General features: G+C 43.1%; 21 protein-coding genes. 14 read left to right on the plus strand and 7 right to left on the minus strand.

Translation table 11 applies throughout. The features are described 5' to 3' along the window. Nucleotides 1-38: 38 nt before the first annotated feature. Nucleotides 39-650, plus strand: a complete 612-nt coding sequence (locus tag V7P40_RS07485; RefSeq protein ID WP_345786310.1) for a SagB/ThcOx family dehydrogenase — start codon at nt 39-41, stop codon at nt 648-650. On the opposite strand, the gene V7P40_RS07490 is transcribed toward V7P40_RS07485, so the two are convergent. Continuing rightward, a complete protein-coding gene (locus tag V7P40_RS07490; protein ID WP_333785355.1) occupies nt 647-922 on the minus strand; it encodes a DUF2325 domain-containing protein in 276 nt (91 codons plus the stop codon). The two genes, V7P40_RS07485 and V7P40_RS07490, sit on opposite strands and share 4 nt — an antisense overlap. Before the next feature lie 156 nt (nt 923-1,078). On the opposite strand from V7P40_RS07490, the gene V7P40_RS07495 reads away from it, so the two are divergent. From V7P40_RS07495 to nuoH, 6 genes are read left to right on the plus strand one after another with little or no spacing between them, the layout of a single operon-like run. Next, nucleotides 1,079-2,059, plus strand: coding sequence for an extracellular solute-binding protein (locus tag V7P40_RS07495; protein WP_333785356.1), 981 nt, complete (start codon nt 1,079-1,081; stop codon nt 2,057-2,059). Beyond that, entirely contained in the window at nt 2,056-3,618 is a 1,563-nt protein-coding gene (locus V7P40_RS07500; RefSeq protein ID WP_333785357.1) for an iron ABC transporter permease, read from the plus strand. Before V7P40_RS07495 ends, V7P40_RS07500 begins: the two co-directional genes overlap by 4 nt. Beyond that, on the plus strand, nt 3,602-4,651 hold the full coding sequence (locus V7P40_RS07505; protein WP_333785358.1) for an ABC transporter ATP-binding protein: 1,050 nt from the start codon (nt 3,602-3,604) through the stop codon (nt 4,649-4,651). Before V7P40_RS07500 ends, V7P40_RS07505 begins: the two co-directional genes overlap by 17 nt. A gap of 36 nt (nt 4,652-4,687) precedes the next feature. Beyond that, nucleotides 4,688-5,224, plus strand: a complete 537-nt coding sequence (locus V7P40_RS07510; protein ID WP_333785359.1) for an NADH-quinone oxidoreductase subunit B family protein — start codon at nt 4,688-4,690, stop codon at nt 5,222-5,224. Between the two features lies 1 nt (nt 5,225). After that, on the plus strand, nt 5,226-6,983 hold the full coding sequence (gene nuoD, locus V7P40_RS07515) for an NADH dehydrogenase (quinone) subunit D (RefSeq protein WP_333785374.1): 1,758 nt from the start codon (nt 5,226-5,228) through the stop codon (nt 6,981-6,983). Nucleotides 6,984-6,997: 14 nt separating this feature from the next. After that, nucleotides 6,998-8,008: an NADH-quinone oxidoreductase subunit NuoH gene (gene nuoH / locus V7P40_RS07520; RefSeq protein ID WP_333785360.1), complete on the plus strand. Its 1,011-nt coding sequence runs from the start codon at nt 6,998-7,000 to the stop codon at nt 8,006-8,008. Here the strand turns inward: nuoH and V7P40_RS07525 are convergent. Further along, nucleotides 8,005-8,706, minus strand: coding sequence for a succinate dehydrogenase/fumarate reductase iron-sulfur subunit (locus V7P40_RS07525; RefSeq protein WP_333785361.1), 702 nt, complete (start codon nt 8,704-8,706; stop codon nt 8,005-8,007). The genes nuoH and V7P40_RS07525 overlap by 4 nt on opposite strands. A gap of 184 nt (nt 8,707-8,890) precedes the next feature. Here V7P40_RS07525 and V7P40_RS07530 point away from each other — a divergent pair, with 184 nt between their 5' ends. The 7 genes from V7P40_RS07530 (at nt 8,891) to V7P40_RS07560 (ending at nt 15,471) form a co-directional block, all read left to right on the plus strand. Further along, a complete protein-coding gene (locus V7P40_RS07530; RefSeq protein ID WP_333785362.1) occupies nt 8,891-9,577 on the plus strand; it encodes an isoprenyl transferase in 687 nt (228 codons plus the stop codon). Continuing rightward, nucleotides 9,564-10,271, plus strand: coding sequence for a phosphatidate cytidylyltransferase (locus tag V7P40_RS07535; RefSeq protein ID WP_333785363.1), 708 nt, complete (start codon nt 9,564-9,566; stop codon nt 10,269-10,271). Before V7P40_RS07530 ends, V7P40_RS07535 begins: the two co-directional genes overlap by 14 nt. 24 nt (nt 10,272-10,295) lie before the next feature. Beyond that, a complete protein-coding gene (locus V7P40_RS07540; protein WP_333785364.1) occupies nt 10,296-12,020 on the plus strand; it encodes a secretin N-terminal domain-containing protein in 1,725 nt (574 codons plus the stop codon). After that, nucleotides 12,017-12,640, plus strand: a complete 624-nt coding sequence (locus tag V7P40_RS07545) for a hypothetical protein (protein ID WP_333785365.1) — start codon at nt 12,017-12,019, stop codon at nt 12,638-12,640. Before V7P40_RS07540 ends, V7P40_RS07545 begins: the two co-directional genes overlap by 4 nt. 92 nt (nt 12,641-12,732) lie before the next feature. After that, complete coding sequence (locus V7P40_RS07550; protein ID WP_333785366.1) at nt 12,733-13,155, plus strand: prepilin-type N-terminal cleavage/methylation domain-containing protein; 423 nt, start codon at nt 12,733-12,735, stop codon at nt 13,153-13,155. A gap of 82 nt (nt 13,156-13,237) precedes the next feature. Then, nucleotides 13,238-13,504: a hypothetical protein gene (locus tag V7P40_RS07555; RefSeq protein ID WP_333785367.1), complete on the plus strand. Its 267-nt coding sequence runs from the start codon at nt 13,238-13,240 to the stop codon at nt 13,502-13,504. Next, nucleotides 13,489-15,471 carry an STT3 domain-containing protein gene (locus tag V7P40_RS07560; protein ID WP_333785368.1) on the plus strand — a complete coding sequence of 661 codons (1,983 nt, stop codon included), beginning with the start codon at nt 13,489-13,491 and terminating at the stop codon, nt 15,469-15,471. Before V7P40_RS07555 ends, V7P40_RS07560 begins: the two co-directional genes overlap by 16 nt. On the opposite strand, the gene V7P40_RS07565 is transcribed toward V7P40_RS07560, so the two are convergent. The 5 genes from V7P40_RS07565 to V7P40_RS07585 are packed head-to-tail and all read right to left on the minus strand — an operon-like array spanning nt 15,437 to nt 22,814. Next, complete coding sequence (locus V7P40_RS07565) at nt 15,437-15,943, minus strand: hypothetical protein (protein ID WP_333785369.1); 507 nt, start codon at nt 15,941-15,943, stop codon at nt 15,437-15,439. The genes V7P40_RS07560 and V7P40_RS07565 overlap by 35 nt on opposite strands. Continuing rightward, nucleotides 15,898-16,806: a type II secretion system protein gene (locus tag V7P40_RS07570; RefSeq protein ID WP_333785370.1), complete on the minus strand. Its 909-nt coding sequence runs from the start codon at nt 16,804-16,806 to the stop codon at nt 15,898-15,900. The genes V7P40_RS07565 and V7P40_RS07570 overlap by 46 nt, the downstream gene beginning before the upstream one ends. Beyond that, the gene (locus tag V7P40_RS07575; RefSeq protein WP_333785371.1) at nt 16,803-17,462 is read right to left on the minus strand and encodes a type II secretion system protein; all 660 of its coding nucleotides are present in this window, start codon (nt 17,460-17,462) and stop codon (nt 16,803-16,805) included. The genes V7P40_RS07570 and V7P40_RS07575 overlap by 4 nt, the downstream gene beginning before the upstream one ends. Next, the gene (locus V7P40_RS07580; protein ID WP_333785372.1) at nt 17,455-17,931 is read right to left on the minus strand and encodes a prepilin-type N-terminal cleavage/methylation domain-containing protein; all 477 of its coding nucleotides are present in this window, start codon (nt 17,929-17,931) and stop codon (nt 17,455-17,457) included. Before V7P40_RS07580 ends, V7P40_RS07575 begins: the two co-directional genes overlap by 8 nt. After that, the gene (locus V7P40_RS07585) at nt 17,916-22,814 is read right to left on the minus strand and encodes a PilC/PilY family type IV pilus protein (protein WP_333785373.1); all 4,899 of its coding nucleotides are present in this window, start codon (nt 22,812-22,814) and stop codon (nt 17,916-17,918) included. The genes V7P40_RS07580 and V7P40_RS07585 overlap by 16 nt, the downstream gene beginning before the upstream one ends. Nucleotides 22,815-23,061: the final 247 nt, after the last annotated feature.

Genomic DNA, 23,061 nt, shown 5'->3' on the forward strand with positions numbered 1-23,061 from the left:
TTAGGCTTTGTCTATGCCTGGAAAAAGGGCGCTCTGAAGTGGCAGATGTAATAAAACTGCCCGAGCCCGTAATTATAGGTAATTTATCCGTAGAGGAAGCCCTTTACAGAAGAAGGTCTATAAGAGAATATTTAGACACTCCTCTAACTCTTGCTGAAGTTTCCCAGCTACTTTGGGCGTCCCAAGGTATAACAGACCAGGTTTACAACAAATACAGAACTGCTCCTTCTGCGGGAGCCCTTTATCCCTTGACCGTTTACCTAACTGCTGGTAGAGTGGAGGGTTTGAGGGAAGGGCTCTATAGATATAACCCTCATAGACACGAGATCATAGCCATAAGTTACGGTGATAAAAGAAGGGTAATCTACAACTATGCCCTTTTTCAGGACTCAATAGTTCAAGCACCAGCTGTTCTTATCTTTACCGCCGATTACAGCATCACGATGAGAAAGTATGGCGAAAGAGGAATAAGGTATGTGCTTACGGAGTTAGGTCATGCTTCTCAAAACGTATACCTACAGGCAACGGCCCTTGGGCTTGGCACCGTAGCAATAGGCGCATTTTATGACGAAGAATTAAAAGAAGCCCTTGGTTTACCGAATAACGAAGATGTTCTGTATCTAATGCCAGTGGGGAGGGCTAAAGCTTAAGAAAGCCACTTTTTTAACTCCTCCTCCAAAGCACAAGATCCACACCTGTTGCAAAAAACGCATCTATCTTTAGCATACTTTTTAGCTAAGCTAACCATGTTGTGTCCCACCAGCCTTGTAAAAACCAAAACCAAATCCGCTTTACACAAGGCAGAGTCTATGTTCTGCTGGGTCTCCTGATTTATAAACTTGATATCCACCCCATACTTTTTGGATAGCTCCCTAACCTTAGAAGCCATCCGATCATAACCACCTAATACTACAACCTTCATAGCTTACCTCCATAAGATTTAAACTGATATTCAGTTTCAATAATTATACTAAAGAAAAAAGCCCCACATTCATGATAAGGATCAGTTTTCCATTCTTGACAGTAGACTGTTTTAATATTAAAATCTAATCTCAAAATCTTTAATAGGAGGTGTGCTATGAGGTTGTTGCTGTCGTTAATTGCTGTGCTGCTGTTTGGGCTTTCTTATGCTCAGGAACTTGTGATCTACTCCGGGCGGGGCGAAAGGCTAATAAAGCCAGTGCTGGATGAATTTACCAAGCAGACCGGTATTAAAGTGGTGCTTCACTCTGGGGGCACGGTGGAGCTCTTTAACAAGCTAATAGCGGAAGGGGACAGAACGCCTGCGGACGTGTTTATAACCGTGGATGCGGGAACCTTAGAAAGGGCAAGGATCGCGGGGCTTTTGGAGCCTATAAAGTCAGAGGTAGTGGAGAAAAACATTCCAAAGGAGTTTAGAGCACCTGATAACTCTTGGGTAGGCCTTTCCTTGAGGTTTAGAGTGATTGCCTACAATCCGCAAAAGGTAAAACCAAGTGAAATAAAAACCTTTGACGACCTTACTAATCCCAAGTGGAGAGGTAGGGTGGGCATACGCACAGGAAGCAACGTCTATCCTCAGTCTCAGATCGCTATGATGATCGCCGAAAGGGGAGAAAAAGAAACTGAAAAGTTTCTTAGGGCCCTTCTTGCCAATGTGGGGGATAAAATATACCCTTCCGATGCAAGGATAGTGGAAGCGGTGGCAAAGGGCGAGATAGACGTAGGTATAGTTAATCATTACTACGTGTATAAACACTTGGAAGCTAACCCGCAGGACAGGAAGACCCTTAGCTTTGTAGTGCCACTCAACACCCACTACAACGTCTCTGGAGCGGGTATCCTAAAAACGAGCAAGAAGAAGGATTTGGCACTGAAGTTGATAGAGTTTTTGGCTTCTGAGGAAGGACAAAAGCTCTTTGTGGAGGAAAACTGGGAGTATCCCGTAGCTCCAAAGGTTTCCATACGCCAGGGTATGCTCCCGAGGGATAAATTTACTCTCAGCAAGGTGTCTCTGTCTGTGATGGGAAGATACATGGTTCCAGCGGTGGACTTAATTGACAAAGTGGGATACAGATGATCTACGCCTTAGCCTTTGGGGTGGCGGCCATCCCTGCCATCCCCATCCTTTTTACTATTTACAGTGCCCTCAGCGCAGACCCAGAGCTTTGGATAAGACTTTACCAAACCAGGCTCAGCGTGATCTTGCCCAACACTCTAAAGCTCGCACTATCTGTGGGGATCCTTTGTCTCCTTTTTGGTGTATCTTCCGCATGGCTGGTAAGCAGATACAAGTTCTTTGGGAAAAGGCTTTGGGAAGTGCTTTTGATATTGCCCTTTGCCATACCGGGTTACATCATGGCTTATGCCTATGCGAGCTTTTTTGCCCCCGGCGGACCAGCCCAAAGCCTTTGGGAAAAATTCTTTGACCTTCCTATGCCCTCTTTATACTCCTTTTGGGGAGTGTCTTTGGTGTTAAGCCTTGTAAATTACCCTTACGTCTATCTTTTGGCGAGGGCGAGTTTTCTTAGCAGTAGTCAAACCTACCACGATGTAGCCAAGTCTTTGGGAGCCTCTGCCTTCAGAAGGTTTATCAGCATAGACCTTAAACTTGCCTACCCGAGCATCGTAGCAGGGCTTTTGTTGGCTCTGATGGAGGTTATGGCAGACTTTGGAACGGTTGCCCTTTTGAGGTATCCCACTTTTACCGAAGCCATATACAGACAGATAACGGGAAGGTTTGATACTATGGGTGGGGCAGCCCTTGCCTCTGTCCTTTTGTTCCTTAGCTTTATGCTTTTTAACCTTGAGAAGCACTTTAGGGGCAAAAGGTCCTTTGAACAGGTGGGGGTAAGTTTTAGACCTTTGGAACCTAAACCTTTGGGTCCTGTGGGGAGCATTATAATCAACGCAGGGCTTTTGATTTTTATGCTCGCAGCCTTTTTCGTGCCCGTTGGAATTATACTGGATATGGCTCTGGAGGGTATTATAAGCAAAGGTTGGGACAACAGACTTTTGAAGTTTGCCTTAAACAGCCTTTTGGTTTCTGCTTTGGGTGCCTCTTTTGCAACTTTGCTTGTTTTTGTTCCTGCCTACCTTAGCGCAAGGCATCCAAATTTGGTAAGCAAGCTTATATATTATCTTTCCTCCCTGGGCTATAGCTTGCCTGGACCAGTGGTAGCTGTTGGTCTCCTTCTTGTTTCTACCACATACTTAAACTGGCTCTACGGTAGTTTAATGCTACTTATATTGGCCTATGTGGTAAGGTTTATGCCCATTTCCTTACAGTCCCAACACTCGGCTATAGTTAGTCTTTCTCCATCTTTGGAGCAGGCTTCAAGAACTTTGGGAAAAGGCCTTTGGGCTACCTTCAGGAATATAACCATTCCAAACATAAAGGGTGGCATAATAGTGGGATGGATTATAGTCTTTGTGGATTGTATGAAGGAGCTACCTGCTACTATGATGCTAAGGCCCTTGGGCTTTGACACTTTGGCAATAAGAGTTTGGGTGGAAGCCTCCGAGTCCCTTTGGGAAATGGCTTCCATTCCCGCCCTGATGATCGTAATTACTGGACTGATCCCTCTTGTGATCGTAATGAGAGAGTTTGGTAGGGGTAAAGATGTGGAAGTGGGATAATTCTGAAGTTCACTTAGAGTTGGAGGGTGTAAGAAAGACCTTTGGGAGTGTATCTGCGGTTAAGGGGATAAGCCTGAAGATATACAAAGGGGAGTTTTTCTCCCTCCTTGGACCCTCTGGTTCTGGTAAATCTACCATTCTAAGGCTTATAGCGGGCTTGGAAAGGCCGGACGAGGGAACTATAAGGATAGAAGGAAAAGTGGTTGCAAGCAAGGAAAGTTGGGTGCCACCAGAAAAGAGGGGTGTGGGACTTGTCTTTCAAAACTACGCCCTTTTTCCTCACATGACGGTGTTTGAAAACGTAGCCTATGGGATCTCTTACCTTCCAAAGCAAGAGGTGAAAAGAAGGGTTAGGGAGCTTTTGGAGATGGTGGGCCTTGCCCACAAGGAAAAGCACTATCCCCATCAACTATCGGGGGGAGAACAGCAAAGAGTTGCCTTAGCGAGAGCTCTGGCGGTGGCACCTAAGGTAATGCTGTTGGATGAGCCCTTTTCTAACCTTGATGCGGACCTAAGGAGGGACCTAAGAAAACAGACAAAGAAAATACTCAAGGAACTGGGAACCACAACCATTTTGGTAACCCACGACCAAGAAGAAGCCCTTTCCCTGTCGGACAGGATAGGAGTGATAAACGGAGGAGTTTTAGAGCAGGTGGGCATCCCCTTTGAGGTCTATCACAGACCAGCCACGCGCTTTGTGGCAGACTTTTTAGGTATGGCAGACTTTTATAAGGGAAGAGTAGAAGGTGGAATTTTAATATCGGAGATTGGCAACTTTTCTCTTGACGGTCAATGGAAGTGTAAGTCTGAAGAGGTGGAAATAATGATAAGGCCAGACGATGTAGATTTTGAGCCAGATCCACAGGGAGAAGCGGTCATAGTGGAAGTGGAATTTTTAGGTGCAGACATCATCTACAGTATATCCCTACCAGAAGGCAAGCTCATTCACTCAGTAAAGACCTCAAGGGAACTCTATCCTGTGGGCACAAAGGTTAGGGTAAAGATTGACCCTAATCACCTTGTGATCTTTTAAATAGAGTATAATTTTTAAGCCCGAGGAGGTTTTAGAATGGCAGCTTTAAACTCAAACGGTTTTGTTTTAACCACGGTGGATGAGCTTTTGAGCTGGGCTAGAAGAAACGCTTTATGGCCCGTAACCATAGGGCTTGCCTGCTGTGCTATAGAGATGATGCATACTGCAGCTTCTCGATTTGACTTGGACAGATTGGGTGTTATATTCAGAGCTTCTCCAAGGCAGGCGGACCTACTCATCGTGGCGGGAACAGTGGTAAATAAAGTGGCACCTATGCTAAAGCTTATTTGGGAGCAGATGCCAGACCCCAAATGGTGCATATCCATGGGTGGATGCGCCTCCGCTGGTGGTCCATTCCCTACCTATTCCACCCTTCAAGGCGTAGATAGGATAATTCCAGTGGATGTTTATATACCAGGTTGTCCTCCCCATCCTCAGGGACTTATCTACGGCATACTCCAGCTTCAGAAAAAGATAAAACAGATGGGTGTCAGAAAATACGATAAAGCCTTTGAAGAGTTTAACAAGGATATACAAAGACAGGGACTTATTCCAAGAGAGGTGGAAGTTTAATATGCCTTGGATGAACAAAGTTTCTGCAGAGAGGGTAAAGTCTGAGTTTAAAGAAGTAGAGATAGAATACACAAAGCACACCACAAACCTTCACGTCAAAAAGGAAAAGCTTATAGACCTTTTAACCTTTCTGAAGAACAAAGAAGGATACAGACACTTCATAGACTTTTCCTGTATAGACTTTCCAGATAAAAAAGAGCGCTTCCAGGGGGTTTATATTCTCTACAATCCAGATGAAAACGAAAGGGTTATAGTAAAAACCTGGGCAAAGGACGGAAAGCTTCCCTCTGTGGAAAAGCTGTGGGCTTGTGCCCGGTGGGCTGAGAGGGAAGCTTACGACATGTTCGGAGTGGAGTTTGAAGGACACGAAAACCTAAGAAGGATGTTCATGTGGGAGGGATACGAATACTTTCCGCTAAGAAAGGACTTTCCTATACAAGGTTTTCCTGAGGTGGAACTACCCTCTCTAACTGAGGTGATGCACGGAAGGACAGACCCACCCAGTCATGATTATGAGCTTTTGCACACAAAAGTAGCCACCTTAGAGGATCTTGAAAGGACAGAAAAGGCAAGGCTAAAGAAAAAAGCCCAACTCGTGCTAAACTGGGGACCTTTACATCCGGGAACCCACGGCACCATATGGTTTTTGTTTGACCTGGATGGAGAAAACGTAGTCCAGTGTGACGTGATCTTGGGCCAGCTTCACAGGGGGATGGAAAAGATCGCAGAGAACCTATACTACTTTCAGTTTCTTCCATACACGGATCGTATGGACTACATATCCGCCATATGCAACGAGCTTGCCTACGTGAATGCGGTAGAAAAGCTCTTGGGCGTGGAGGTCCCAGAAAAGGCAAGATACATAAGAACCATGTTTGCAGAGCTTCAGAGGATAAACTCCCACCTTCTTTGGCTTGGTACAGGTGCCCTGGACCTTGGAGCTTTAACAGTCTTTCTGTATGCCTTTAGAGAAAGAGAGAAAATAATGGACATAATAGAAGGGAACGCTGGCTATAGGCTAACAACAGCCTTTTTGAGAATAGGTGGCGTGCACTACGACCTGGCAGAGGGCACCTTAGATGTAGTGAAAGCTTTCATAAAGGACTTTCCAGAAAGACTAAAAGAGTATCATCAACTACTAACAAGAAACAGGATTTGGTTAAGAAGGACAAAGGACGTTGGGGTCATCACAAGGGAAGACGTTTTTAACTACGGACTTACTGGACCAGTGGCAAGAGGTTCTGGCGTGCCTTACGATATAAGAAAGCTTGAGCCCTACGCTGCTTATGAGGAGGTGGATTTTGATGTGCCTGTGGGAGAAGTGGGAGACGTGTATGACAGATACTTAGTGAGGATGGAGGAGATGGTCCAAAGCTTGAGAATAATAGAGCAGTGCGTTAGCAAGCTTGAAAAGCTTCCAAAGAGTGCGCCTTACATAAACAAAGAGCATCCTGCGGTCATGGCACCAAAGGAGGAAGTCTTTAAAGACTTAGAGGATATGGTAAAGAACTTCAGAATAGTGGTCCACGGGGAGAGCGCTCCACCTGGAGAGGTATATGCCAGCGGAGAAAATCCAAGGGGAGAGCTTGGCTTTTACATATACTCCACTGGAGGCTCCAAGCCTTACCGCCTGAGGATAAGGTCTGGAGCCCTTTATAACCTTTCCATCTTTCCAAAGCTTATAGAGGGAAGGACAATCGCAGACGCTATAGCTTTGCTGGGGAGCCTAGATCCTGTGGTAGGAGAAACGGACAGGTAATGGGAGGATAAAGTATGGCTGAGTTGGGGCTTAGCCTGTTCATTGCCTTAGTAAAGGTCCTTTTGATTTTGGGAATTTTTCTGGGAATAGGTGCTTATCTGACATGGTTTGAAAGAAAGCTGGCTGGACACATACAGGGAAGGCTTGGTCCCAAGCTGGTGGGTCCCTTTGGATTACTACAACCCTTGGCGGACGGTCTGAAGTTGCTCACCAAAGAGTCCGTAATACCCGACAGGGCAGACAAGGTAGTGTATTATTTGGCGGTTGTTTTAGCTCTGGCACCAGCCATCATGCTCTTTTCAGTTATTCCCTTTGGTCCAAGCTTTAGTTTATTTGGTGTAGAAATAAAGCCCATCGTTGCGGACGTAAATATTGCGATCCTTCTGGTCTTTGCCTTTGGATCTTTGTTGGTTTATGGTACCATATTCTCTGGATGGGCTTCTAACTCAAAGTATGCCTTTATAGGATCCTTGAGAAAGGCTGCGGTAATTATAGGTTATGAGGTGGTGTTAGGCTTTTCTGTGCTTGGGGTGATCCTTTTGGCTGGAACTATGAGTACCACAGGTATTGTGCAAGCTCAGATAGAGAGAGGCGTTTGGTTTATAGTTTATCAGCCTGTGGCGTTTATTCTTTACCTTTTCTGTATGCTGGCGGAGTCTGGAAGGGTGCCCTTTGACATTCAGGAAGCAGAGGCAGAATTAGTAACGGGTTATCATGTAGAATATGGCGGTATGCGTTTTGGTGTATTTCCTTTGGCAGAGTGGTATTTGAACGTAATGGCACTTTCTGCCATTGCGGTTGTGCTCTTTTTGGGTGGATGGTCCGGACCTAACATCTTTGGCCCCCTTTCTCCCTACCTTTGGTTTTTGATAAAGATGTTCGGTCTTGTGTTCTTTGTCCTTTGGCTTCATTGGACCCTTCCAAGGTTTCAGGCAAAGGACATAACAGAGATAGGTTGGAAGATCATGCTTCCCCTTGCGATCCTAAACGTGGTGCTAACTGCCTTTGTGTATTACTTCGTCTAAAAGAAGTCAAAGCTGTTGGTAAGACTTTGGGAAATAAGGCCTTTTTTTATTAGTTCAGCTTCTTCAAATCTTATAATACTTTCTGGCATCAGTCCCAGTGGGCACACCATAGAACAGTTTTTGCAATGAGTGCAAAGTTGAATATACGCGTTTTTTATTCGCAAAAGACTCTCTTCTTTCTTTGAATTTCTTGGGTCTTGCGTTAGTTTGTAAATTCTTAAAAAACTCATAGGACCACCAAAGCCTTGGTTGGTTAGAAAGACTGGACAACTTGCATCGCACAAACCACAGGCTATACACTCAAAGCTTTTTTCCACCATAGAGTTTGTTTTGAATATCTGAAGATTATTACCAAGAGGCTCATACCAAATCCTTAGCTTTTTGAGGCGTTCTATCAATGCTGAATGATCCACCACTAAGTCTTTTATGATGGGTAGGTTGTCAAGGGGTTCAATAGTTATTGGATCTTCTAACTCTCTTACTTTGGTTTTGCATGCAAGCACTGGTTTTGCGTTGACCTTTACGCCACAAGTTCCACATATCCCAGCCCTGCACATGCTTCTAAAAGAAAGCGTAGGATCGTAGTTCTCTTTAAGGGTATATAGGATGTCTAATACTGTTTGATTTGGCTCAAGGGAAACATCAAACTCTTTGAATAAACTTTCATGATTTCGGTACAGCTTTACACGCACCAGCATGAGTTTTTAAATTTAATCTTTCCAGATCAGAAAGGTTTTACTATCCTTACCTCGCCCCTTCCAAAGATATGGCATTGTATCCCCCAAGCCTCTCGTAAAGGCTCTTCTCTTTACCCTGTTTGAAGTTTTTCAGTGATTTAATCACTTTTAGATAGTTTTTCTTGCAGAGAGTATAATATAAAGAATGCAAAAAATACCAAAACATTTAGCCATAATTATGGATGGAAACGGGAGGTGGGCACAGGAGAGAGAACTGCCAAGGATAGCGGGGCATTGTGAGGGAGTAAAAAGGGCAGAAGAGATAGTGTATGCGTGCCAGGATTTGGGAATAAAATTCTTAACCCTTTACACCTTTTCAACGGAAAATTGGAAAAGGCCCGCAGAAGAAGTCAAAGCCCTGTTTGAACTTTTTGAAGGCTATCTGAGTAAAAAGATAACTGAGTTGAAAGAAAAAAACATAAAACTAAGGTTTATTGGAAGAAAGGACAGAGTTCCAAAGACCACTTTAAAGATCATGGAAGAGGCGGAAGAGCAAACAAAAGACTGCAGTTCCCTTACGGTGATCTTAGCGGTAGATTACGGAGGAAGGGACGAAATAATAAGGGCTGTGAATAAAATTTTGAGCTCTGGGATAAAGAGTGTAACAGAAGAAGAGTTTTCCAAATTTTTAGACCTTGCGGGCATACCAGACCCAGACCTTCTCATAAGAACTGCAGGAGAGGAGAGGATATCCAACTTTCTACTCTGGCACATAGCTTACACAGAGTTCTACTTTTCCCCCGTCTATTGGCCAGATTTTACGAAGGAAGAGCTACTAAAAGCTTTGGAAGACTTTTCTTGCAGAAAGAGGAGGTTTGGTGCAGTTTTATAAGGGAAGGGAATCCGTAGGAATACTTATAGGAGCTTTAACCCTACTTTCCGCATTTTTTCCAGACTTACTTTTTTTACTTTTTCTCTTACTTTTGTCTTTTGGTATTGGAAGGGAGCTAAGCAACGCACTTGATGCCAAAAAAGTTTCGTACTTTGTTCCCTTAGTCCTTCTGCTTAGTTCTTATAGGCTTGAGCTTGGTATATTTGCGGTTTTAGCCTTTGGTTTTCTGATAGCTTACCTTAGATGGTCCTTAGATAGTTTGCTAAAAAGCGTGCTTATACTGACCTACGCTGGGCTGTTGCCTTCCTTTTTACTTTTGGTAAAATCCCACAACCACTGGGAGTTTCTAAAGCTGGTTTTCTTTGCATACACAGTGGATACAGCCTCCTACTATGCGGGCAAGCTTTTTGGAAAAAGGCCCTTGGCTCCAAGGCTTTCTCCTAAAAAAACCTGGGAAGGTCTGGTGGGAGGCGCTTTGGCAGGACTGCTTTTTTTCTTAATCATCAACAAACCTGTCCTTTTTACTATTCCCTTTGTTTTAGTGGCTCTGCTTGGAGACCTTTTTAAGAGTTTCATAAAAAGGCAAGTGGGTATAAAAGACTTTTCCCAATTGCTTGGAGAACACGGTGGTTTAACGGACAGGTTTGATTCGGTGTTGTTTATTTGCATCTTTTGGACGATTGTATTAATATAATATTTCAGGAAGGGAGGTATGAAGATGAAAAGAATTCTTTTTCTAATTCTATGCATACTAATATCCCTCGGATACTCTCTCACCCTTAGAGAAATGAAGTTTGAAAACACGAGGCTTGAAACTGTAGTTAAAACCCTATCTCAAATCGCTGAACTTAACGTTTTGTTTGACCCGGCTATATCAGCAGATTTACAAAAGCCTGTAAGTATAACCATTTACAAGCCTATGCCCGTGGGAGAAGCCCTTAACCTAATTCTCAAAGAGTATGGTTTAATCGCCGTGCCAGTGGATACTAAGGTCTACAGAATTACAAAGGCTGGGGAGATTAGCCTTAGCATAGGTGTTTTAGGGGAGGATCAGGTAAGAAAGATAGTGGATTTTTTAAAGGCTAGGGTTAGCCCCTCTGCGGAGATAGTCATAGACAGGACACTCGGGACTATATACATAAGGGATGAGGAAGCAAGGATAAAAAAACTGGAACCTGCTCTAAGGGATTTTCAAAAGGTGGCAGAGAGGATAGCCCCCACTGAAGAAAGGGTAACAAGGGTCTTTTATCTAAAAAACATAAGCGTAGATGAAGCACAAAGGCTGATTACTCCAAAGATAAGAAAAGAAACCGTTATAAGCAAGGTGCCAACTTTTAATGCTTTGGTGATAACAGACTCGCCGTCCCAGATAGAGCTTTACGCACAGATCTTAAAGAATTTCTTAACAGATCAGCCAAGGGAGAGAAGACCCGTAACTAAAATACTCTATCTAAAGTACATATCTCCAAGTGAATTTATAAAGATGATAGAACCTTTAAGGTCAGAAGCTGGCGTTATACTGAGCGGTGGTGGATTTAAAGTAGAAGAGCCAGCACAGGCTCAAACAGCTCAGCAGCAACAGGTCCAAACACAACCCACTCCTACGCCAATTCTTAAAGAGTTTAACGCAGTTATGATAACAGACTATCCTGATGTTCTGGAAACCATCATGGACAGGTTTAAGGATTACATAAGCGAGGAGCCCGTGAGGGTAAGGATAGAAGCAAGGATAGTTGAGGTCAGAGAAGAAGCACTCAGAGAATTGGGAATAAACTGGAATGCCCTTTTTTCTAATGCTCGTGTCCCTCAAGCTTGGTCTGGTGGGGTTGGGTCAGGTGTTGGCTTGGGTCCGCCTCCTTCTTGGCTTCCAGATCCAGGGCTTTCTCCCACGCCTGGTGGAATAGCCTTGTTTACCTATCAAAAGGGTATTCTGAACGCCCTTAACTTTAGGATCTCCGCCTTAGAGAAGGTTGCAGCCATAAAGAACATTGCCAAACCTACAGTCCTTACCATAAACGGTCAGAAGGCTACCATAAAGCAAGGTGTCCAGGTACCCTATCAGACTGCAGCGATAGGTGGTGGTGGAACTGCCGTTCCCAATATCCAGTTTAAGGATGTGGTTTTACAGCTTGATGTGACCCCTATAGTTTCCCCAGATGACAGGATAATGATGGAGATAGAGTTAAAGAGGGATACCCTGGGAGTTCAAACCTCCCAAGGACCCGCGATAAACACAAAGGATATAAAGACTAAGATAATCGTAGAAGATGGACAAACGGTAGTCATAGGCGGGATAATAGATGACCAGAGCAACCTTACTAACGAGGGCGTGCCAGGCTTGGTAAGGGTTCCCCTCCTGAAATACCTCTTTGGGCAGGAAAGGCTAAGCAAGCAAAACAGCGAACTGCTCATATTCATAACTCCACTACTGGTTAGACAATGAGGATTAGACTTAGGCTTTTTGACATAAAGGACATAGACGAGCTAATATTCAGATTATCTGGTATTGGTGTAGGTCTTGAAGATGTATACAAGCAGTTAGAGGAAGGGGGAGCAAAAAGTTTAGAGATATTCGTAGATGAAAACCAGCTATCCAGGGTAAGATCTGCTCTAGAAGGACTATGTCAATTGGAGATTGTTTATACAAAAGAGAGCTTTAGGGCTGTCCCTCTACTCCTCTTAGGAATACTCTGGATGGATAACGCCCTGCTTTACTTTCTCTTAAAGCTTTCCCTTCTTTCCCAAGATTTTAACTATTTTTTAAGTTCAATCCTTAGATCCAGTAAGCTGGTGGAAATTTTTAAAAGCCTAATAAGTCTTATGGCTATAGGGGTTTATTACTCTGGTTTTGTCTTGGCTCAAAACACTACGCCTGTAGGTAGGCTTTTTGGTCTGAAGGTAGAAAGGGATCGCGCTTACTTTATAGTGCTCTTTAGCCTGCCCCTCGTAGCTTTTAAGCTTTTGCAGTTTGACCAAACCATCCTGAGGCTTTTGGGGTTGTTTATTCTAAGCCTTTGCTTGGTGCTCCCGTTCTACTTTCAAAGCTCTGTGAAGTATTTGTGAAAGGTATTGACTTCCCTCCCCATAATAGAATAAAATTAAATCTAACCCTTGAGGACCGGTCCGATAGGGAAAACTTTAAGGGAGGTATAGTCATGAGACAGCAAAAGGGTTTCACCCTCATTGAGCTGCTGGTAGTCATAGCCATCATAGCCATTTTAGCATCCTTGGCAATACCCCAGTATCTGAGCTATCAAAGAAAGGCTAAGGTTAGCTCCTACGCAGAACCCATAGCAAGGGGTTGCTTGATGGACCTTGCGGCGTATTGTATGGAAAATCCCGGTAGTAGCGGCGGCTATATAGTTGGTACTGGCTCCTTTGGTGCTAACTGCAGAAACCAAACTGTAACCACAGCTGGTGGGACAGTGACACTTAGTACCGGTGGTAACGCTAGCTGCGGTAACGATGGAGTTTTGAGTGGTTTAAGTATAATAGGAACCCTCTCTGGTGTAAACGACTACAGGGCAAGGTGCTTTACTACTGACCAATCTATAAGGTGCACTGTAGAAGCTCAATAATCCATCTTTAGCCATGTTCTCCTTTTATTGCCCCCAGTAGGGGGGCTTTACTTTAGTAGAGCCTCTTAAGGCAAGGGCTTGTATGATGGACATTGCCTCTTACTGTGCGACAAATAATCCATCTTCTGGGACAGAAACCTATTCTGTGATTGGAAACTCCAGCTTTCCCAACTGTGTAGCAAACTACACCACTCCCGGGGGTTTGGTTCATTTGCAGGCTTCCACAGCTCCGGTTTGCAACAGCACTGGTGAATTGACTGCAGGAGAGATAGTAGCCTATTTTTCTCCAGACGGACAAAAGGTAGTGTGCAAGGTGGATATAAGGCCCTTTAGATGTTACATAGAATAAACTGGGCTTTGGCCCTTGCCCTGGCTTTCTCTTTTCTTTTTGCTCTCCTTCCCCATATCCTTGAGATAAGGCAATACTTTAAAAATCAAGACCTTTTCTTTTTGGATGGAAAGCCGTTTATTCAAAACCCGGATGGATACTTCTTTGGAAGGCTTGCCAAGGAGTGGGCTGAGGGGGGGTGGGAAGAGATGGATGATTTGAGAAACTTCCCAGAGGATGGGATTAAGTATAAATACATACCCCTTATAAGTTTTATTTATGGCTCCCTGATCAAGCTTACCGGTCTCCCCTTAGAGTGGGTTGGTTTTTGGTTTTCTCCCATACTGGGAAGCTTGTTTGTTATTCCTTTGGTACTCTTTTGGTATTTTGCGGGCAATCTTTTGTTGGGTTTTGGAACTGCCATCATAACCGCCCTTTCTAGCGCCTATCTTATGAGGGTTTTTGTTTTGGATATAGACACGGACAGCATGAACCTATTCTTTATCTTTTCCATAGCTCTCTTTCTTCTTCTCTCTTACAAAAACATGGAAAAAAGGCGTGCCTATCTATACTGCTCACTCGCCCTTCTGTTTAGTTTTCTGTTTTACTGGTGGTATGCTCATACGGAGTTCTTTGTTCTTTCCTTTCTTGGCTTTTGGCTTTTGGTGTGGAAAAGTGGAAGGCTTTTCCTTTTCTCTATATTTGGCTTTTTAGTACTCTGGGTAGGCATATCTTACATGACTGGTTATTTTTTAGGACTGGACATTCTCTACAGGTTATTTCTTTACTTTGGTTTTAATCTACCTGTAGTGGAATCGCAGACTGTTCCCGAAGTGCTCAGAACTATCGGCGAACAGTCTAAGGTGACCTTCCTTAGAACTTCCACCCTTTATTTTTCTTCTGAGATACCCTTTTACATAGCCTTGTTCTCTTTTCCGCTGTTCTTGCTGAGATATATAAAGACTAACCTCTTACTTCTTCCCTTGTTCGTGCTTTTTCTTTTTGCCATACTGCATGGTAACAACAGACTTTACCTTTATGTTAGCCCCATAATAGGGGCGAGTTTTGTTTATGGTGTGTATCTAATATCAAAATTAAAGAGCTATATGGAAAAGAAGAGTTTGAAGCTCTTCGTGAGTTATGCCTTTCCCCTGCTTATGCTTTTTATAGCTATAAACTGGCTTTCTCTGCTGGATAGGTTTCCGGGTCATTTTATAAGTAAGGAAGTTGTTAAGGATCTAAAAAAGCTCAAAGAGCTCACACCGGAAGGATCCAAAATACTAACCTGGTGGGATTACGGTTATGCCATTGCCTACTATTCAAAGCGTGTAGTTTTTCACGATGGGGGCTCCCAGTTTTCTACAAAAACCCCCCTCATAGCTTATGGGTTTATGAACGAAGAAAAGAAGGCTTATAGAATATTCTCCTGCGTCTCTGACCCTGTTTTCAATCTTAAAGCCTTCCAGCAAGTAAAGGAAAAGGGACTCTTTAAAGCTCTTGAGGGGATTGTAGAATACTGCAAGAAAGCACCCCATCCAAGAATTTATTTACTCATTACAGAAGACATGATAAGTAAATCAGGTGCCATTTCTTACTTAGGTATTGGTAAAAGTTTTTCAATACTAAAACTTCCAAGGTGTAATCCTCCAAACTGTAAGGAATATATAAAAAATGATGAGGGCTTGTATATTCAGAACTTCAATGGTTCCCCCACAGAGTATCAGGCAAAGGAAATAATAATAATTGACCAAAAGGCTGGTATTGAAAAGGTCAGTGCCTTTAACAACGCCAAAGGAACAATATACTTAGTTAAAAAAGGTGGAGAGACTTATGGGTTTTTCATCCCTGAAAGATTAAAGAAATCTTCGCTAATAACCCTTTACACAATTCGTAAGGACAGAGAAGGTTTTAGGCTTGTTTACGATAACTTTCCATATACAGTGCTCTATGAAATCACCTTGCATAAACAGCCTCAATCCTTGCAGTAGATCCCTGAGGACCGCTCGCCACAGAAACTATTGAGTATATATAACCCCTGGGAGGCAGTTTAGTATAAGCCACCCCTGTTATTTGTTCCCCGGGTGGTGGAACATAACCAACCAAACACAACGTTACTTCATTCCCAAAAGTCTCTGTTATACCTTGAAGTCTATAATAAAGAGAAAACCTACAGCAGTTATTTCCTTGCAACTGAGCACCAGCCGGACACTCACCACTAAGTAAGGTATCAAAGATACCGCTCCTTATCTGAGAAACTGCATGGTTTACTCCGCTTACTGCAGCATCCCTTACAGATGTGTATGTCTTTACTCTTTCCGCTGTGCCCATGGTTCTCATCAGTATGTAGTAAAGCCCTGCAATGGCTAACGCCACCAGTATACCCGTTACTAAAACGGATATTAAGGCTACACCTTTTACTGTAGGTTGTAAAGTGGTATGTCTTCTTCTATAAGTCTCCATCTGTATTCCCTCCAAGCTGGTTGGGTTGCTATGCTTCCACATCTTTCAAAGGTGTTTGGTGGATCTATTAAAGCACCCGTCCTTCCTCCAACCTGTATTAACATACAAAGCCTGATGGCTACCAAGTTTCTGAAGTCCGCAGGAGGATTCTCACTGTACTGCACACCATCGTAGTACCTAACCCTAAAAACCGCAATACAACTTGCTACAGGTTGTGGAATATCCCCACTTATTTCCTTCATGAGATTAAAAGTATTAGGGGCGCATTCTTTGGGCAAATTTGTACCTCTAAGATAGTATCTTACTGCAAACCTATCCAGACTGTAGCCGTCGGTTTCAAATATTATAGTGTTAGGCCTGGACGGATCACATGCTGTCAATAGAGACTTGGTAACAAGGTCAAGGCATAAAGAGGAGTTTGTGTTGGGTATACTTGGACATTCCTCAAAGGTCCATCTCCTACTTTGTCTATTTATATTTCCCACATTATCCACTATCCACCAACATCCCGAAAATGTAAACTCTCTTGTTGCTAAACTAACGAAATAGAATTCATCGGAGTTACCACAACTCACCCTGCCTATAGTTGAGTTTGAACTTGCAAAACCTGCAAGATTACCGCAAGCAGGGTTGGGCCAAAATCTAAGCATGTTTGAAGGCACTCCAAAGCCGGTGGTAGCTATGTCTTTCCTTATTTGATAGAGCAAAGTTTCCACGTCCTGCTCATTCTTAGCCACTAAGGATTGAGTAATGGCCTGCTGAACAATTGTTCTATACGCATAGAATATTCCCCCAGCCAGTATTAAGGTTATGGCTATGACTACCAGAAGTTCAATCAGTGTCATACCTCTTCTAAATTTCATGGCATGCTCCTAATCACTGTGCTGGATATATATTTGTAATTTCTTTGAGGATCAAAGTACCAAACTACAATACCAACCGCCCTGCCTATCTCTGCGTTTGTATCACTTCTACGTATGCTTGCCAAATTTGTGGCAGTGTAGATAAACCTTCCCTTGTATCTTTCTCCACAATTCATTCCAGGAATAGGGGTTCCCGTATCTCTGTAGCAACACCCACAAGAATTCGGACCGCAATTGCAAGGAACTACCCTCAGCCAAGCTGCCACATTCATGGGGTTTGAAATGTAATCCCGATTGGCTCCACTGTATGGGTCATAAAAGTCAGCTATCTGGTCTCCGTCTGTGTCTGCATTTTCAAAGGTGCAACTGGCGTTCAGGAGACAGTTAGAACTATCCCAGTTGTTGGGATAGCTATAACCTACAGCACACAGGAATGGGCTGGGGTTATTCGAATCACACAAAGCACTAGGATTGAATTGGGCAGACCTGATGTAATTGCTTAAGTGGTTTAATATCTCGCTTGCCCTGTCCTTTAACTGGTTTCTAATTTGCAATTCTTTATAAAGAAGTATGCCACGCAAGAATCCAGTCATAAGTATGAACAGTATCAGCATAGCAACAAGAAATTCTATAAGTGTAAAGCCCTTTCTATTCATACCTGACCCTCCCCAACCTGTTTAATATAACAATCCTACTGCCGTAAGCGTTTTTTAGTGTGACACTTCCCATTCCCAAACCGCACCCACAATTCAGTGGATAACCCCTTCGATCAAAAACTACGCAGAAATCGTTATCCGGCACTACACCTGAGGGAAGGGAAACTAACCTTTGTGTGGAACTATCATTTGTACAGTTAGGAGTTGCATCCTGGCAACCGCTTTGGACTGTGAATATCTTATATTGCTCACTGCCTCTGCATAATCTTATTCCCCAGGTTGCATTGGAGGATATGGACCTGAACTGAACTTCCTTTATATCGTTAGCCACTTGAGTCATTGCGGAGTATAGCCTTTCTCTGAGAACCATGTTTCTTAGCCCCATTAAAAATGCACCAGCCAAAATGGAGATTATTACAACCACAACCAAAAGCTCAAATATGGTATAACCTTTTACTTTTCTATCCATAGGATAAATCTCCCCTCTGTTTCAGATGCCCTTTGCTGGCTTATCCTAAGAATCAATCCACTGCCTATTTGGAAGAACTTTTCCACACCTTTACTGCTAGAGGCTGATTGCATAGCTTGGAAAGGATTCCCCAATGGAGGCATACCTCTACCAGCTTCTATCTTAGAAAGTATCTGAACGTTCTGTCCTACTATTATAGGACCGGAAATAGCAGCCGGTGAAAGCACTGACGGTCTCGGATAGGGCTTACCATTTTTGTAATAAACGGCTATAAGATTAGAGGAGCCCTCCGCTTGGCAGATATCCGCCGATGGAACAAAGGTAAGAGCGTCCACTATGCCACCAAGCACTAAAGGTTGAGAGTAAATGCCTTCACCTGTTAGCTCGTGATACCAGCCCCTTGTTGGCTCGGTAAATCCTCCGCTGTAGTATGTATTGTAGACAACGTTCTTCATACCGCAACCCGTTGAATCACAGAAACACAGCTGTTTTACTTCGGATACAGTTACTGCAGTTGTTGAGTTGGTGACATTCTCTAAATTATTTTTTCTGTAGGTAGTGCAAGCTGTCCCATCCCAGTTATCATCCTTAAAACCTATAAAGTAGTTTTTGTAAGGAATTGTCCTATCACCCTGACTTAGATACCTGCCGGTTCCAAAGAATACCCAAAGCCTGCCATTTTCATCTTTTGTAAAGTTTGGAGCACCAAAGACCGGTGGAGTGTGCTGGTTTGTTTCAAATGTCCCAAGATCCACAACATTGCACACATCACTACTTGCAAGACTGCCTACCATTTTATAGTTGCTTCCAGACCTAAGACTTAGCCTGTAGAAGTTACCCCAGGTATTACCCGCATTAGTTTTTCCATATACGCCAAAGTATATAACATCGTCTTGATAATCGCTATCCACATCTACAACCGATATATCTCCCACCGCAGCGTTCACGTCGCCGGGAATTGGAATATCTATAGTTTTAACTATTCCGCCGGTTCTTAAGTCTATGAAATAAAGCTTGGGAAGATTTGTGAAGCTTTCTCCAGCTGGGTCCCTTGGACCTGTGCCTATTACCACATACCACTCACCGTTTTTGTCCCTATCCCCCAAACGAATTACAGCCGGGAACGAGATAGTTAATGTTTGATCTGGCAAAGAAACTTCCCAAAGAAGGGTTGGTTTAGGCTGGGTACCATTTAACCAATCTGTCAGGTCCAATGCGAATACAGAGGAGGAATAACTACCAAGAGCTTTTCCACCAAATCCCATTGTCCCTATAAGCACTGTCCTCCAGCTGTTTGGATTTTTGGGTGAGTTGGCAGGTCCACCGATGGAGGCATCAAAAACAAAGGTTCTGTAATCCACAGTTGGAACCCTGCAGTAGTCTGATCTACCATACCAAACAAGATAGGGGAGTGCATTTTTGGGTATGAAAGCCCATTCTTCTTTACCCACTTGGTTATTGCTGGCGTCGTTATAAGAGTTTACAAGTCTGATTGGATTGTTTGGATCCCCAGTTTCCTTTATAAAGCCGATCCTAAAAGCATGCAACATACCATCGTTTGCTCCCACAAACATAAAGGATGTCCTATTTCTATAGTTTGTGGTACGGATGTAATCGAGATAAGTGCTATCTCCATACCTAAGATGGTAGACGTTGTTTGGCTCTGCCCCCGTAACCGAAGGCGTGGAATTAACAATATCCCCAAGCTTCCAAGTTCTAATTCCAGAACCCCCATAGGTAGGACATACCCTTAAGAATGTTGTATTATCAAACTCTCTTATCCTTTGGACGTTTGCAAAGCTTCCGCAGGTTGGGTCTCCACGCAAGTTTTCACCCCTAATATACCTTATTATGCATTCAGCCTGAGAATTGGTTATACTACTATCCGCCGTTTGGAATATGGGAAGTAAGGTGCTAACTTCTGAAGTGGTAAAATCTTGCAATGTACCGTTTTTATTGTAGTATATTCTTCTATCTCCCGCTGAGGTATTAGCAAGGGCGCATCCCCCATCAAAAACCGGGATTACCTCGTTAAAAGATTTAACTAATTCCCTACTGCAAGATGTGGAGATATCTGGTTGGTTTAGTATGGCGACTTTTGTTTCGTTGCTGGAAGCGTCAAAGAAAAACATGAAGATCTTATCAAAGGCAGCACCCACTAAGTTGAGTATCTTGTTTGTAATTGTATCCTCCCTTAGGTTTTGCTTTGTATCCACCCAAAAAGAGCGCAAAAAGCCTATCCAGGATATTTCCTTTCCGTCGGTGGTTGTGTATTTTGGATAGAAGTAAGGTTGGACTATAACAGAAGATACTGATGCTCTGGATGTAAGTGTGGCAACGGTGGCACCTGAAGATGCCCTGCTTAGGATATCTGAGAAAACTTTTGTTAAAGATTCCTCTATTTTGGTTGGGTTAGCCACAAAGAAATAAGTATCAGGCACACTGTTTCCGTCTTTGTCCCATTCACTTTGTAAATCTGGAACATTATTTCCATTTACGTCATCAAACCCGCCCCACTTTGCGGCGTACCAGAGTGGGTCTTTGAGCTGTCTAGCAGTAGTCCCAGAAACTGTAAAGGTTCTACTCCAAGTTAAAGGCATGTTGGCAACGACAGACGGTGTATCGCCATCAGAACTGTTAGGAACGTCTTTGTCTTTTACAACAAGCCATTGTCCATCCTCCGTCGTCCCACTTATGAAGAAACCCAAAACTTGATCAATACATCCAGCAGCATACTCCGAGGTTAATTTAACCTCAATTTGATTAGTTCCGATCGGTCTGATTTCATACAAGACCACTGCATCCATATCGTGGTCTGCACCTTGTTCTACGTCTTCAAAGTTTATCCTAAACTTGGCGTAGGTTAAATTTCCGCTTGAATCGTAATCAACCTGTTCTACATAAAAATCAACTATTTGATTTGTAGGACAAAACGCATTTGAGCTGCATCCGCTGATAGTTAAGTTTCCGCGCCCATCCCTGCTAACAGTGCATTTTCGAAAGCAATTATTGAATACATCGATGCACCCGCTTACGCTTTTCGCAAGTGGAGCTATCCTTACTTCTCTATCACCTACCTTAATTGCTATATCTGGTATCGGAGACGATAAAACCACAGAGTAAGTTTTTAAGTTTGGTGGGCGTCGTCCAGTAAAGTTATCTCTAAACATCGTGTTTGCGTAATAGGCTATGCTGGCAGAGTAATAACTTCCCTGTTTTGTGGGCTCTTCTGGACAAAGCCCTCTTATGGTAGAAAGGCTGGATACAGACTTGGAAGAACATATGAAATCATAAAAAGAACCACTTTGCCCAATAAAGTAGTTACCAGTTATTCCTTCGGAAGTGCTGATGGTGTTTGCAAGAGTTGAAACATTTAATCCAATCAAGTCTCCACTTAAACCACCAAAAGCTGACCCAGGAAGCTTGTCTGAATCATAGCTTGGATAGGGATCACTAAAAACTATCACAAACGGTTTTGAACATATTGGAAATAGGTCATAAGGCTTATAGTGTGTTGAACCACTTCTTATCCCCCAATCAGGTTTAGGCAAGTTCAGCCCGCTGTCTTGAGTTCCAGAATAGGTAAAATCAGATGTTGGAGAGCTCTTACCTGCAAGGTATCTTACAGCTTCATACATCATCTCTGCAATAGGATTGCCCCACATCCTGCATTGCCCTTCTGATAATGGAGCGTTTGTAATCCATCCACAGGATCCTCCAGATGGATCTTGATAAGAGTAATCAGAATATCTAAAACCTACTACGGTCATTCTATTTAAGGTTAGAATTATGTTCCCTAGCACGTTTTCTAAGGTCTGAAATATTCCAGTATTTGGATTTAATTCATCCTGAATAGTCCAGATATTTTTTCTCAGAACTCCACCGCTTAGGTTCTTAGTGTAAGAACCTGTTAATAAACCAAAATACATTTTTGCTCTATCAACGCAAAGACCATCTGTGCTTGTATTACAGTCGCTATCTGTATTACAAGGTTTAAGGGACTTACTGCACCATTTACCACCACCTTCGTATTCACCGTATTTTTGAAGAAGCCCAATCGGTTTATATGTCCCAGCTGGATATCTTTTACAATTCTCTTCAAGCCCAACGGACGGGTCGCAGACTTTGACTCTGATGTAATAATCCTGTATGTCATTTCTTGTCCCTACAGGTCCTTGCCTAAACCCTCCTGATGTACCTGGCCCACTGCAAACCGCTTTCTCCGAGGATGCCCAATTCCATATTCTATTTGAGTCGTTTAAAGCTACCCTTATCTTTCTCGTATCCCCCATTGAGGTGCTGGTAATACAGAAGAGGTGTCTTTTACCAGAGAGGGGTGGGTCGAAAGGTGTTAGCTGTCTAGTATCTGCCCCTGCATATTCTTTTCCCCAACTGTGGGCATCCTGAGGAATGTAAGTAGCTTCAAGAACTGTTTCACTTACACTATCAGTGGACCTAAATCCACCATAAAGAACTTTTCTTATCACGTCAATGCGTGCCATGGTTAGCCAGTTCAAGAAGTTTCCGCTCCATTCGTTAGTTCCACCGCAGTATTTGTTGTTTGTTCTCCTTGTTGGAACGAATTTTGCATTGGCTCCGATACCTTCGTACCTATAACACTTATATGGATCAAAGTATCCATAATAGTCTATAGAATGTTTGTATCCTACGTCCAGCCTTCCATCTCCGTCAAGGTCTGAAGCGTCGTTATAGGCTTCATAATAAATCTTGTGGTCCCTACCCATGACGAGCATTACAATAGGAGGCACAGATGTTCCTACGGTAGGAGGTATGTAGCAATAATCAGACATACTTGCACTATAAGATTTTTGGGTGCTAAAAGATATCAATACCACCAGACAAAGGAGTAAAATCCTCCTCATTTTCCAGTCCTCCTGTAAGTTAAAAGGATAATCCATTTAAAGTTTGCTAACGTGATGCACGTGTGAAGAAAAAAGTTTTATTTCTCCCCTTTCTAAGGAACCTCCAAAACTTTGTATAAAAGCATGCGGATCTCCGTCAGTTCTTTTCTTATATCCTTAATGCGTTTGTTTAAAAGAAAAGCATAGCCTGTCAAAATTCCCGCCATGCTTGCTATAATCGTCAGCGTTTGGTTCCAGTCCATCACTT

Source organism: Thermocrinis sp. (genome assembly GCF_036781485.1).
GTDB lineage: Bacteria > Aquificota > Aquificia > Aquificales > Aquificaceae > Thermocrinis.